The following is a 12,624-nucleotide window of genomic DNA, read 5'->3' on the forward strand; positions in this document are numbered from 1 at the left end:
CAGTCAACCATGATGAAATTTTGAACAGAGTGCAAATCTATCATGAAGGGACGGGATTTAAGAACGCTTGCGCACTGTGAGCACGGCATCGGTATCCAGCGCACCCTCCATGCGGCAGTGCAGCACGGCGCGGCCCGCTTCGCCGGTGGTGGCAAGGTAGGTGCCCGCCATGCCGCCGCGCAGCGGCACCACGCTGGGACCAATGATCTTCAGCGGGCCGTCCACGCTCAGCTGAACGGCTTCGCCGCAGTAGGGCAGCAGGCTGCCGTTCTGGTCGATGGCGCGCAGGCCGACAGCGGCGCAGTCCCAGGTGGGGCCGTCGGTGAGGATGGGGTTGTGCACAGTGCATTCCAGCCGGACGCTCTGCACCGGTTCCCGCACCACGGTGCGCACGGTGCGGCCATGCCACACGGCCTCGAACCGGTAGACGCTGGAGGGCGAGCCGAGGACGCCGATGTACTTGTAGTACATCCGGAGCAGGTCATTCCAGCTCAGCCGCAGCGAAAGCATCCGCGCCCGGCTCAGGGGCGAAAGGCTCAGCGCGTCCCGGCGCATCTCGTTCAGGATAGCGGCCACCTGCGGCGCGACCACGGGGTCCAGCCCCTCATACTTTTCGAGCAGGGAGCCGACGAAATCCTGCACCTCGATGGGCGGATGGGGCAGCGCCGCGAACCGGCCCCGGCGGTCCGGGCTGAACTCGGCAATGTAGTCGTTGCCGCGGTACAGCCGCACGCTTTCGGCGTTGGTGAACACCCAGCAGGCTGTGGGAACGCCGCCGGGCAGGTCGCCCAGTGCCATGCCGGAAGAGACTTCCAGCACGATGTCCGAGGGGGAACGCGGCGTTTTCTGGCTTGCATATACCGCCGCCGAAAGCTTCGGGTTGCGGAACATATCCATCACACCGTGGTAGCAGATGCGGTCGCCGCTGCCAAATTCCCGGTGGGTGTTGTAATCGGCCATGCACCAGCCAAAGCTGCCGGCCACACCCTGCTGTGCGATGGCATCGTTCAGGACGGCCGCGTGGTGGAGGGCCTGGGCCAGCCGGTGGGTCTCGTCGTCAAAGGGCTTGGTGGGCAGCTGCTGCCCGCCGAACTCGCTGATGAGGTAGCCTTTGCGCAGGTCAGGCGTGACGGCGGAGCGGTTCTCGCAGCCAGCCCCCCGCCCGGTGTAGGAGTAATCGTTGTAGGCGTAAACATCCTCCAGCAATTGGTCTTTGCGGCGGATGTGGGCACCGCCGGTGGGACGGGTGGGGTCCAGCCGGTGGATGGCCTCGTTGGTGCGCTTATAAAACGCTTCGTCGTCGGCGCTGCCGTTCACACGGGCACCCCACAAAAAGATGCTGGGGTGGTTGCGGCACTGGCATACCATTTCGCGGCAGTTCTGCAAGGCCTGCGCCTTCCAGCTCTCGTCGCCGATGTACCGCCAGCCGGGCATCTCCACAAAGACCAGAAGCCCCAGCTCGTCGCAGGCGTCGAGGAAGGCTTGGCTCTGGGGGGAATGGCTGGTGCGCACTGCGTTGCAGCCAAGGTCTTTTTTCAGGATCTGAGCATCCAGCCGCTGGATGCTGTCCGGCATGGCATAGCCCTGATAGGCGTAGCTCTGGTGGCGGTTCAGGCCCCGCAGCTCCACGCGCTGACCGTTCAGGTACAGCCCGCCTGCCACGAACTGCACGGTGCGGAAGCCGAAGCGGATGGTCTTTTCGTCCAGCACCCGATCGGGCAGGCCGCTGGTGCCGGGACGGATGAGCCGCACGGTGAGGGTGTACAGGGTGGGATGCTCGATGCTCCACGGGTGCACACCGTTCAGGGTGCCCACGATGGGCAGCGACAACTCGCCGCTGTAGAGCGCTCGGCTCCCGGCGGGGCTGCGGATCTCGGCCTGCAGGGTGCAGCCTACCGTCTCACCCACGGTGGAGGTATAGATGCGGAAATCGCCCTCGGCCTTTGCCTCGATGAACACATCCCGCAGATAGGCGGGTTCCTTGATGTCCAGACTGACGGCACGGTAGATGCCGCCGTAGGTCAGGTGATCGATCTGCCCGCCAAAGGGAGGAATGTTCAGATCCTCACGGCTGTCGCACCGGACGGCCACGACGTTCTGCTCCCCCAGGCGGAGGGATTCGGTCAGGTCCACGGTAAAGGCCGTGTAGCCGCAGCCATGATGAAACACCCGGCGGCCGTTGCAGAACACGGTCGCGTCATGGGCAACGGCACCAAAGGTGAGCAGAACAGTGCGGCCTGCCCACTCTCTGGGTGCAAAAAACTCCCGCCGGTAGCCGCACAGGCACTGGTATTCATTTTCGTTGCAGTAATTGTAGGGCAGCGTCCTGACTGTGTGCGGGATGCGCACCGGGGTCAGGGGCAGATCCGGACATTCCGGCCGCACGATGGCGGGGTCGAATACCGGGATGAAGGTCCAGCCTTCGTTCCAATCGTAGTGTTCCATAGCCTGCTCTCCGTCATGGTAAAAAATACTTATCTTCATGTTACCACAAAGTTATGAACGAAAAAAGGATGCAGGCGCTGTTTCTGCGGGATTTCTCACTTTTTCTGGAATAAAAGCGGCGGATGGCAGCAGAAAAGCCCGGCCGGGCAGTGCCGGTCAGGCTTTGCGGGCGTGGCTGCTTATCGGATGAAGTTCGTCATGGGGCGGCGGGGATTCTCCGGGTGCCGGATGCCGGCGGCCTTGCCGGCTTCGATGCAGTGCAGCAGCCATGCCATGTTGCGGCCCAGCTCCTGCATTACAGCGCAGCCCTCGGCATCCTGCAGCACCTGCTCGGCGTTGGAGCCGTGCACCATGGCCCAGTAGGAGCCGTTCACCAGCGGCATGTGGAAGAACTGCGGGTACTTTACCAGCTGGTCCAGCGTGGTGGTGGTGCCTGCACGGCGGGCCGAGCAGCAGATGGCGGCGGGCTTGTAGGCCAGATATCTGCCGCCCGCGTAGGCAAGGCGGTCCATGAAGCTGGTCATGTTACCGGATGCGGATGCATAGTGCACCGGGCTGCCGAACACGAAGCCATCGGCAGTTTTGGCCTTCTCGATGGCCTCGTTGACCACGCCGCCAAACACGCAGCCGTTGCCTGCGGCACAGCCGCCGCAGCCGATGCAGCCGCCCACGGGCCGGGTGCCGACGTTGAAGATCTCGGTCTCGATGTGGGCGCGGTTCAGCTCCTCCGCGATGAGGGACAGAGCGGTATAGGTGCAGCCTTTTTCGTGCGGGCTGCCGTTGATGAGCAGAACTTTCATACGTTGAATCTCTCCTTTTGACCATGCGCCCCGGAACAGGGGGCGCGCTGCCCTGATTTTAGCACACTTGCGGCCGCAGTGCAACGCGGGCCTTGACAAAGTACGGTGTCTTGACAATAATATAAAGATACATATAACGGAATGCAAAAGGAGGCAACCACATGCGAGTCATTGCAGGAGACGCACGGGGCAGACGGCTGGAGGCCCTGCCCGGCACCGATATCACCCGCCCCACCCTCGACCAGGTAAAGGAGGCGATGTTCAGCATCGTCCAGTTCGACCTGCCCGGCGCACGGGTGCTGGACCTGTATGCGGGCAGCGGCCAGCTTGGCATCGAGGCCCTCTCGCGCGGGGCAGCACGGTGTGTGTTTCTGGACGAGAACCGCGAGGCGGTGAACATCATCATGCGCAACTGCAAGGCCTGCGGCGTGTTCGACCGCAGCCGCGTCAATATCGGTGAGGCTGCGCGGTATCTTTCCGCCTGCCGCGAGCAGTTCGACATCGTACTGCTGGACCCGCCCTTCCGCAATGGTACACTGGAAAAGATCCTTCCCAGCGTGGAAAAGGTGCTGGCACCCGGCGGCATCGTGCTGTGCGAGAGCGAGACCGGCATCGTGCTGCCGGCCGAGGCAGGCGGCCTGACCCTGAAAAAACAGTACAAGTACGGCAGGGTGCTGCTGTGGAAATACACAAAGCCCATGCAGCCTGCCGGAGAGGAAGATGCGGAATGAACGTGAACGAACTTTTGGATACCATTGAGGATGCTCTGGAGGAAGGTGCCAATGTGCCCCTTTCCGGCGGCAAAAAGATCGTGGATGTGGAGCAGATCCGGGATTATCTGGACGAGATCCGCGCAAACCTGCCCGGCGAGCTGCGGCAGGCGCAGTCCATCGTCAGCGACCGCGCCCAGCTCATTGATTCGGCCAACGCACAGGCGCAGGCCATTGTGAAAAAGGCTGAGGACCGCGCCCGCATCCTCGTCAGCGAGGCGGAGATCGTCAAGGCGGCCCAGCAGCGCGCCTCCGAGATCGTCTCAGCCGCCCAGAACGAGGCCCGCACCCTGCGCCAGACCGTGACCGACTATTGCGACAACATGCTCAAGAACACCGAGGAGACCATGGCAGAGAACGCTGCGCAGGTCCGGAACGTCCGCGCCAATCTGCGCCAGACGCCCCGGAAACCCCAGTGAGCGGAATTTGTCGGAAAAACCCATTTGCCCCTGCAAGCAAAATTGACGGCTTGCAGGGGCTTTTTTTGTGACATTTTGAGAGAAAAACCAGCCCGAAAAGCCTTGCATTCGCAGGGCGGTTTTGTTACAATAAAACAGTATCAGAGAGATGCCTTGGGGCAGTGTGCCCCTGCGGGCAGAAAAACACGGCGAAAAACGGAAAAAACAGCGTGAAAACGCCGGATGATACGCAACTTGAAACGACAGAAAGGAGGCTGGGCCCTATGGGCAGTGAAACGATCGGACAAGCCTTTGACCCGGCCTCGTTTGAGCATATCCCCGTTCTGCTGAACGAGTGTCTGGAGGGTCTTTCCATTGATCCGGCCGGCACCTACCTTGACGGCACTGCAGGCGGCGCGGGACATTCCCGCCAGATCGCCTTGCGGCTGGATGCAGAAAAGGGCGGCAGGCTGATCTCGCTGGATCAGGACCCGGACGCGGTGCAGACCGCGCGTGCCCGCCTTGCGGGCCTGCCTGCCACGGTGGTGCAGATCAACTTCCGCTATGCCGGACAAGCTCTGGAAAGCCTTGGCATCGACAAGGTCAACGGCGCGCTGCTGGATCTGGGCGTTTCCAGCCATCAGCTGGACGATGCGGCCCGCGGCTTTTCCTACCGTGCGGATGCACCGCTGGACATGCGGATGAGCCAGCAGGGCGAAACGGCAGCGGACCTTGTGAACACCGAGAGCCGCGAAGAGCTGGCACGCATTCTGCGGGATTACGGCGAAGAACCTTTCGCATGGCAGATCGCGGGCAGGATCGTGGAGGCAAGGGAGAATTCTCCCATCGAAACGACCCTGCAGCTGGCAGATATCGTGGCCAGCGCCATGCCCCCGGCGGAACGCCGCAAAAACAAGAACCCTTCCCGCCGCACCTTTCAGGCGCTGCGCATTGCAGTGAACCATGAACTGGATGCGCTGGAAGAAGGCTTGGATACCATTTTTGATCACCTTGCGCCGGGCGGCCGGCTGTGCGTGATCACCTTCCACTCGCTGGAGGACCGGCTGGTGAAGAACAAATTTCGCCGCTGGTCCACCGCGTGCACCTGCCCGCCGGAGTTTCCGGTGTGCGTATGCGGCGGCAAAGCCAAAGCGAAGCTGATTACCCGCAAACCCATTGAAGCAAACAGTCAGGAATTGGAAGAGAACCGGCGCAGCCGGTCGGCACATCTCCGCGTTCTTGAAAAAATTTAACCACCGCGGAGTATCAGTGAGGAGGAGAGCATACCATGGGTCAGGCAGCATATGATATGACAGAGGTGCGCCGCAGAAGAGCACCCCAGACGCAGCGGAACGTTCCGCTGCGGGTGGAAAAAGGCGGCAAGCCCCGGCTGAACCCGGTGCGCGCTGCCATGCAGCACGCATTGCAGCTGCTCTCGGCGGCGCTGCTGGTGGGGTTTGCCATCAGCCTGCTGTGGAGTGAGTCCAAGCTGGTGGAGCTGAACAGCAAGATCCAGAACGCCAAGGCGGAACTCGTCAGCGAGCAGAGCCAGTACACCTACTACAACAGTGCACTGAACAACCGCACCAACATTACCAGCGTGGAAGAGACGGCCGGCAGGCTGGGCCTGATGAAAATTGATCAGAGCCAGATCACCTACATCCGCCTGGACGAGGGCAGCGTCCTCGTCCGCAAGGAGTCCGCTGTGCGGCAGTGGACTGACCTGCTGCACGACGGTGCCATGATGGTCATGGGCCGCGTGAACCGCGCAAACTAAAATAAAACAGGAAAAGCGTGCGGCAGCGCACGCTTTTTCGGTTTCTCAGGAGTCAAACCAACATGCAGGAACCATCCTCCAAGAACAAAAAAGGGCTTTACCGGCTGCGCCGCGCCGACCCGCACGAGCGGCTGAGCGCACGGCTGCGGCATTTCAGTTTTGGCGCAGCGGTGGTGTTCGTCGTGGCGGCGGCAGGCATCGTCATCCACAGCCTGTACAATATCCAGATCAAGAACGGCGCGACCTTCCGCCAGTATGCGGCCCAGCAGCAGCTGCTGGATACCACCATCAAGGCCACCCGCGGCGAGATCTACGATACCTCCGGCATCACGCTGGCCTCCACCAGCGTGGTGTGGACCATCTGGGCCGACCCCAGCTACAGCACGGCCCTGTTCACCAGCAGCAAGAACGATGACACCGGCGAGGTGACCAGGACAGCCGACCCTGCCGCATTGCAGGAGGTCAGCACCCAGATCACCCTGCGCCTGCTTTCCGGCGACGGCGAGAGCCTGGACAGCGTGGATACCTCCTCGGCGGCCTACCAGACCCAGTATCAGGCGGTGTACGATGCTCTGTCCAAGAGTGACTCGGCCTACCAGACGCTGGCCACCAAGGTGAACAACGCTGTCAAGCTGTCCATTGAACAATACGTCACCGCGTATAACAAGGCTCACAAAAAGGCCGATGCCGACAAGGGCATCCGCAAGGGCCGCATCTCCATCTCGTCCACCAAGAGCTTCCAGCGCAATTACCCCTACGGAGCGTTTGCGGCGGCAGTGCTGGGCTTCTGCGATGCCGACGGCTACGGCACCTACGGTCTGGAAAAATCCTATCAGTCCACGCTGGCCGGTGTGGATGGCCGCACCATTACCCAGCGCAATGCCTACGGCAACGCCATTGCGGACGAGAATGCCACCACCTTTGCAGCCAAGGATGGCTCCAATCTGGTGCTTTCGCTGGATGTGAATGTGCAGGAGATCGTGGAACGGTATCTGAACGAAGCCATTGCAGCCAACACGGTGGAGAACCGCGGCTGCGCCATCGTGATGAACGTCAAGACCGGTGCCATCCTTGCCATGGCTTCCAAGCCGGATTTTGACCCCAATAACGCGCTGGATTACACCGCCAACGAGGCCTATCTCAACGAGCTGGTCCACGCCGAACCGGAACTCTACGGCATCTACCTCAAGAATGAGGACGGCAGTTCTGTCACAGATGCGAACGGCAACAAGGTGCTGGACCCGGAGGGCGATTACTCCGGCTACTTCCGCGATATCCAGTGGAAAAACAAGGCCATCACCGAGTTGTACTACCCCGGCAGTGTGTTCAAGGTGATCACCTCGGCCATGGGCGTGGACTCCGGCAAGGCGACCATCAACACCACGCTGAACTGTTCCGGTGCCTACGGTGTCGCCAAGGAGACCTATCACTGCGCCGGCAAAAAGGCCCATGGCGTCCAGAATCTGGCCGAAGCTCTGCGTCAGAGCTGCAATATCTACTATATCCAGCTGGGCCAGCGCATCGGTTCCAGCCTGTTCTATGATTACTTCGACGCTTTCGGCTTCACCGAGCGCACCGGCGTGGACCTGCCCAGTGAGACGGGCTTCATGCAGTATTACAGCAAGAGCCGCCTGGGTGAAGTCGAGCTGGCCTCGTCGGCCTTCGGTCAGGCCATGGCGGTCACGCCGCTGCAGGTCTGCACGGCCATCTCCGCTGCCGTCAACGGCGGCTATCTGGTCACGCCCCATGTGGTGGATAAGATCACCGATGCAAATGGCAACGTGATCGAGGAGATCGGTGCCAATGTGCGCCGTCAGGTCATCAGCGAGAGTACCAGCAATGTGATCCGCCAGATCATGGAATATGAGGTGGGCAACGGCACCGGCGGCGGCGCCTATGTGTCCGGCTACCGTATCGGCGGCAAGTCCGGCACTTCCGAACAGTTGAACATGGACCGCCGTGCCGACGGCGACTACAAGAAGGTGGCATCCTTTGCCGCTGTCCTGCCCGCCGACGACCCGGAGATCATCGTCTATGTGATGCTGGATGACCCCAACAACGCCAGAACGGACTACTCGTCCCTGCTGGCAGCGCCCGTTGTGGGCAACATCATCAGCGAGATCGCACCCTACCTTGGCATTGCCGCCGACGGCACCGACCGCAGCGGAACCATCGTCAAGGTGCCCAACCTCATCGGCAACGAGTGGAGCAGTGCGCAGGTGCAGCTGAACATCAAGGGCCTCAGGCATCAGCTGGCCGAAAGCACCACCAGTCAGGCGGCAGCAGCTGTCACCTACCAGTATCCGCACGCGGGTGCAAAGGTGGCCTACGGCACCACCGTGTACCTGTATACCGATACCTATGAGGGCAGCCATACCGATGTGCCGGATGTGACCGGCAAGAGCGCGGACTTTGCCCGCCAGATGTTGGCAGCAGCCGGGCTCAACTGCATTGTGGCCGGCGATGCGAACGGCCTGGTCCAGGAGCAGAGCGAGGCGGCGGGGGCCAGCGTCCAGCGCGGCACCGTCGTGACCATTACCTGCGGGTAAACCCTCTCAGGCGCTTCGCGCCAGCTCTCCCCAAGGGAGAGCCATTGGCAGCCGGGTCGTGAGGATCCAATCTGCTGGGGGCTGTTGGTAAGAGGAACGGCATCTCGTATGGAAGACGATCGAGTGATATCAGGAAAAGGGAGAGTATCGTATGGAAAAGATCAGAGCAAGCATTCTGCTGAACGGCCTTGCGCCGGAAGGCTTTGACGCCGGGGACGCCGAAGTGTCCCTTGTGACCACCGACAGCCGCGAGGTGCGGCCCGGCTGCATTTTTGTAGCGTTCCCGGGTGAAAAATTTGACGGCCACGATTTTGCGGCCAAAGCACTGGAAGCCGGGGCCTTCTGTGTGGTGGTGAACCACCCGGTGGAGGGCGTGCCTGCGGAAAAGGCCATCCTCTGCCCGGACAGCTACCACGCCATGATGGTGATGGGTGCGAACTACCGCAGCCAGTATCACCCCAAGATGGTGGGTGTGACCGGCAGCGTGGGCAAGACCACCACCAAGCAGATGACCTACGCCGCCCTTGCAGGCTTTGGCGAGACCATCAAGACCGAGGGCAACCAGAACAATGAACTGGGCATGCCCCGCACGATGTTCCGCATCGGGAACGAGACCGAATATGCCGTCGTCGAGATGGGCATGAGCCACCTGGGCGAGATCGAGCGGCTGAGCCGCTGCGCCCGCCCGGATGTGGGCATCATTACCTGCATTGGTGTGTCCCACATCGGCAATCTGGGTAGTCAGGAGAACATCTGCAAGGCAAAGCTGGAGATCTGCAACGGCCTGCCGGAGGGTGCACCGCTGGTGCTGAACGGCGACGACCCCTTCCTGCGGAAGGCAGAGCTGCCGGAGCATGTCCGGCCCGTCTGGTTCAGCCTGGGCGACGAGGGCGCGGATGTCTGCGCCCTGTCCATCCAGCAGGAGACCGACGGCATGAGCTTTGTGCTGGAAGATCAGGAAGAGGGCACCTTTATGGTGCATATCCCTGCGATGGGCCGCCACAACGTGGCCAATGCGCTGGCCGCCTATTGCGCCGCCACCCGGCTGGGCCTCAATGCCCGGAAGGTGCTGCGGGGCATCAGCAACTTTGAGCAGACCGGGATGCGCCAGAAGATGGTGCACAGCAAGGGCGTTACTGTCATTGAGGATTGCTACAATGCAAACCCCGACAGCATGAAGGCCGCGCTTGCCATGTTCAAGGAATTCCCCTGCAAGCGCCGCTTTGCCCTGCTGGGCGATATGCTGGAGCTGGGAGACCTGAGCCGTGAGGCCCACGAGGAAGTGGGCCGTCAGGCGGCGGAAAGCGGCATCGACACCCTCATCACCTACGGCGAGCAGGCCCGACGCACGGCTGTGGTGGCTGCGGCCAAGGGCCTGACCACCCTGCACGCCAACACCTACCGCGAAGCCGCCGACGCCCTGCTCCGGCTGATGCAGCCGGGCGATGCCCTGCTGGTGAAGGCAAGCCGCGGCATGGCGCTGGAAAAAGTGCTGGAACTCTTCTACAAGGAGCAGCAGTGATATGATCCGTTTTGCCTTGATCGTCGCATCGACACTGGGGTTCGTCCTCACGGCGGCGATGGGGAATCTGATGGTGCCGCTGCTGCGGGCCTTCCAGAGCCGCCAGCAGCCCACCCGCCCGCCGGAGCCGGAACGGCCGGACGCCGCGCCGGGTCTGGACCCGGACGAAGACCCGGAGCGCCCGGCCCAGCCGCCCACGATGGGCGGGCTGTGCCTGATGGTGGGGGTGCTGGCCGCCGTGGGCGTGGGTTGGACCGCCGCCTGCGTGGCCGAACCGCAGCTGCTGGGCACGGAGGGCCTGCTCTCCACCCGGCTGCTCATCGCCCTGTTCGGGGCGCTGCTGTTTGGCGGCGTCGGCCTGGCCGATGATCTGGCCCGCATCCGCCGCCGTGCCCCGCTGGGCCTGCGCCGGGGCACCCGCCTGCTGCTGGAAGCGGGGGCCGGTGCCGTGGTGCTCTTGCTGCTGGGGGCCAGCCGCTGCCTTGCCACCGGGCTGGCCCTGCCGGGCCTGGGCTATGTGGAGCTGGGCGTTCTGGCCCCACTGGTCTGGGAAGCGGGCCTTGTGGCGCTGGCCGAGAGCGTCCGCATCGCGGACGGCATCGACGGCCTGTGCTGCGGCACCGCATTTGCGGCCCAGCTGGGCCTGATGCTCTGCATGACCATCCTCGGCTGGTTCCCGCTGGCCGTCTTCCCGGCGGCGCTGGCCGGGGCGCTGATGGCGTTCCTGCTCTGGAACTTCCCGCCCGCCCGGCTGCGGCTGGGCAGCGTGGGCAGCCTGTTTCTGGCCGGAGCACTGGGCTGTGCGCCGCTGTGCATCGGATGGCCGGACCTTGCGCTCCCGCTGGGGCTGCCCTACTGGCTGGAGGGCGGCATGGTGGCGGTGCAGATCGTGGTCTATCAAACCACGCATGGGAAAAAGCAGCTCTTCCGCACGGCCCCGCTCCACCGCTGGATGGAGGTGCGCGGCAGCAGTGCGGTGCAGATCTTTTATACATTCTGTGTGCTCGCCCTGCTGGGCGCCGCGCTGGCCCTGCAATGGGCAAAAATCAGTTGAGGAGGTGTGCAGATGGCAACCATCCGCCGAAAAAAGCCGGAGCCGTTCGCGCTGCTGCAGCGGGACCCCGGCCCCTGGTCTCCCATTCTGCTTTACTGGCTGGCAACGCTGGCCATTATCATGGTGTTCGGCCTTGTAATGCTGTACAGCGCAAGCTACACCACCGGCTACCTGCGCATGGGCGACAGCCTGCACTACATCAAATCCCAGGTGCTCTGCCTGGGGCTGGGCCTTGTGGCCATGTTTTTGTTCTCCTATGTAGACCACCGGCTGCTCCGCAGGCTGGTCTGGCCAGGGTATTTCCTTGTGCTGGCGCTGCTGGTGCTGGTGCTGTTCAGCACCCCGCTGAACGGCTGCAAGCGCTGGCTGCGCGTGGCCGGTATGACGGTGCAGGTCTCGGAGATCGCGAAGTTTGAGATGATCCTGCTCACGGCCCACATCGCGGCCAAGGCCCCCCGGCTGGAAAAACTGGACCCCAGCCGCAGAGGCCGGGTGCCGGTGGGGCCCTGGCTGCAGCAGCGGCTGGTGCGGGAGCTGCTCCTGCCGCTGCTCCCGCTGCTGCCGGTCATTCTGCTGCTTGTGATGGAGCCGCACATGTCCGGCATCCTGCTGACCACCGCCATCGTGGGCACCATCCTGCTGCTGGGCGGCAACGGCGGCGTCATCACCTGGGTGGGCGGTGCAGCCGGCATCTTTCTGCTGGAAACGATCTTGCAGCACATCGACTCCATCCCTTACCTGCAAAGCCGTCTGGACGGCTGGACGCAGGACCTGACCAAGATGACAGACCAGACCCTGCAAAGTCTGTACGCCATCGGCTCCGGCGGACTGAAGGGCCTTGGCCTTGGCAACAGCGTGGAAAAGCAGCTCTGGCTGCCGGAAAGCACCAACGACTTCATCTTCAGTGTCGTCTGCGAGGAGCTGGGCTTTGCGGGGGCCGTGCTGGTCATCGTGCTGTTCGTGGTCTTCCTCGTGCAGGGGTTCTGGCTGGCCTTCCACGCCGAGAACCAGTTCTGCACCATGGTGGGGATTGGCATTATGGCGCAGATCGCCTGGCAGGTGTTCTGCAACATCGCTGTGGTCACCAACACCATCCCGAATACCGGCATCAGCCTGCCGTTTTTCTCGTCCGGCGGCACCAGTCTGATCTTGCTGCTGGCAGAAATGGGCGTGATGGTGAACATTGGGCGCAACGGAGAGCGCACCCGTCAGGAGCGCTGCCGCGCCCACGAGGAGCGGGAGGCCCGCCGCCGGGAAAAGACCATCGTGCTGGATACCGCGCGCAGAGCGCGGACCGAATCATAAGGAG

General features: G+C 62.7%; 9 protein-coding genes and 1 pseudogene. 8 read left to right on the forward strand and 2 right to left on the reverse strand.

The genetic code is table 11. The features are described 5' to 3' along the window. Positions 1–57: 57 nt before the first annotated feature. Together ACNQFG_RS05015 and ACNQFG_RS05020 are read right to left on the reverse strand one after the other, a co-directional pair. Positions 58–2,445 carry a glycoside hydrolase family 2 TIM barrel-domain containing protein gene (locus tag ACNQFG_RS05015; protein ID WP_423406213.1) on the reverse strand — a complete coding sequence of 796 codons (2,388 nt, stop codon included), beginning with the start codon at positions 2,443–2,445 and terminating at the stop codon, positions 58–60. Positions 2,446–2,624: 179 nt separating this feature from the next. Beyond that, the gene (locus ACNQFG_RS05020) at positions 2,625–3,245 is read right to left on the reverse strand and encodes a flavodoxin family protein (RefSeq protein WP_423406214.1); all 621 of its coding nucleotides are present in this window, start codon (positions 3,243–3,245) and stop codon (positions 2,625–2,627) included. A 152-nt stretch (positions 3,246–3,397) separates the two neighbouring features. Between ACNQFG_RS05020 and rsmD the strand changes: the two are divergent. The 8 genes and pseudogenes from rsmD to ACNQFG_RS05060 all read left to right on the forward strand — a co-directional run. Beyond that, positions 3,398–3,976: pseudogene (rsmD, locus tag ACNQFG_RS05025) on the forward strand (16S rRNA (guanine(966)-N(2))-methyltransferase RsmD); the annotation flags it as partial. Beyond that, positions 3,973–4,434: an ATPase gene (locus tag ACNQFG_RS05030; RefSeq protein ID WP_423406215.1), complete on the forward strand. Its 462-nt coding sequence runs from the start codon at positions 3,973–3,975 to the stop codon at positions 4,432–4,434. The pseudogene rsmD and the gene ACNQFG_RS05030, both read left to right, overlap by 4 nt. 263 nt (positions 4,435–4,697) lie before the next feature. Further along, complete coding sequence (gene rsmH, locus ACNQFG_RS05035; RefSeq protein WP_423406216.1) at positions 4,698–5,666, forward strand: 16S rRNA (cytosine(1402)-N(4))-methyltransferase RsmH; 969 nt, start codon at positions 4,698–4,700, stop codon at positions 5,664–5,666. 35 nt (positions 5,667–5,701) lie between these two features. Further along, entirely contained in the window at positions 5,702–6,190 is a 489-nt protein-coding gene (locus tag ACNQFG_RS05040) for a cell division protein FtsL (RefSeq protein WP_423406217.1), read from the forward strand. A gap of 62 nt (positions 6,191–6,252) precedes the next feature. Then, positions 6,253–8,739: a penicillin-binding transpeptidase domain-containing protein gene (locus ACNQFG_RS05045; protein ID WP_423406218.1), complete on the forward strand. Its 2,487-nt coding sequence runs from the start codon at positions 6,253–6,255 to the stop codon at positions 8,737–8,739. A gap of 151 nt (positions 8,740–8,890) precedes the next feature. Next, positions 8,891–10,261, forward strand: a complete 1,371-nt coding sequence (locus ACNQFG_RS05050; RefSeq protein WP_423406219.1) for a UDP-N-acetylmuramoyl-tripeptide--D-alanyl-D-alanine ligase — start codon at positions 8,891–8,893, stop codon at positions 10,259–10,261. A gap of 1 nt (position 10,262) precedes the next feature. After that, the gene (locus ACNQFG_RS05055) at positions 10,263–11,315 is read left to right on the forward strand and encodes a glycosyl transferase family 4 (protein ID WP_423406220.1); all 1,053 of its coding nucleotides are present in this window, start codon (positions 10,263–10,265) and stop codon (positions 11,313–11,315) included. 12 nt (positions 11,316–11,327) lie between these two features. Further along, positions 11,328–12,620, forward strand: a complete 1,293-nt coding sequence (locus ACNQFG_RS05060; RefSeq protein WP_423406221.1) for an FtsW/RodA/SpoVE family cell cycle protein — start codon at positions 11,328–11,330, stop codon at positions 12,618–12,620. Positions 12,621–12,624 lie beyond the last annotated feature (4 nt).

Origin of the sequence: Faecalibacterium prausnitzii (assembly GCF_049532945.1) — a bacterium.
In the GTDB taxonomy this organism is placed as follows: domain Bacteria; phylum Bacillota; class Clostridia; order Oscillospirales; family Ruminococcaceae; genus Faecalibacterium; species Faecalibacterium prausnitzii_N.

What these genes read in the sequence shown, in the direction of transcription:
- ACNQFG_RS05050 (WP_423406219.1), top strand. Translation starts at nt 8,891, where the DNA reads ATGGAAAAGATCAGAGCAAGCATTCTGCTGAACGGCCTTGCGCCGGAA.
- ACNQFG_RS05030 (WP_423406215.1), top strand. Translation starts at nt 3,973, where the DNA reads ATGAACGTGAACGAACTTTTGGATACCATTGAGGATGCTCTGGAGGAA.
- ACNQFG_RS05055 (WP_423406220.1), top strand. Translation starts at nt 10,263, where the DNA reads ATGATCCGTTTTGCCTTGATCGTCGCATCGACACTGGGGTTCGTCCTC.
- ACNQFG_RS05045 (WP_423406218.1), top strand. Translation starts at nt 6,253, where the DNA reads ATGCAGGAACCATCCTCCAAGAACAAAAAAGGGCTTTACCGGCTGCGC.
- ACNQFG_RS05040 (WP_423406217.1), top strand. Translation starts at nt 5,702, where the DNA reads ATGGGTCAGGCAGCATATGATATGACAGAGGTGCGCCGCAGAAGAGCA.
- rsmH (WP_423406216.1), top strand. Translation starts at nt 4,698, where the DNA reads ATGGGCAGTGAAACGATCGGACAAGCCTTTGACCCGGCCTCGTTTGAG.
- ACNQFG_RS05015 (WP_423406213.1), bottom strand. Translation starts at nt 2,445, where the DNA reads ATGGAACACTACGATTGGAACGAAGGCTGGACCTTCATCCCGGTATTC.
- ACNQFG_RS05060 (WP_423406221.1), top strand. Translation starts at nt 11,328, where the DNA reads ATGGCAACCATCCGCCGAAAAAAGCCGGAGCCGTTCGCGCTGCTGCAG.
- ACNQFG_RS05020 (WP_423406214.1), bottom strand. Translation starts at nt 3,245, where the DNA reads ATGAAAGTTCTGCTCATCAACGGCAGCCCGCACGAAAAAGGCTGCACC.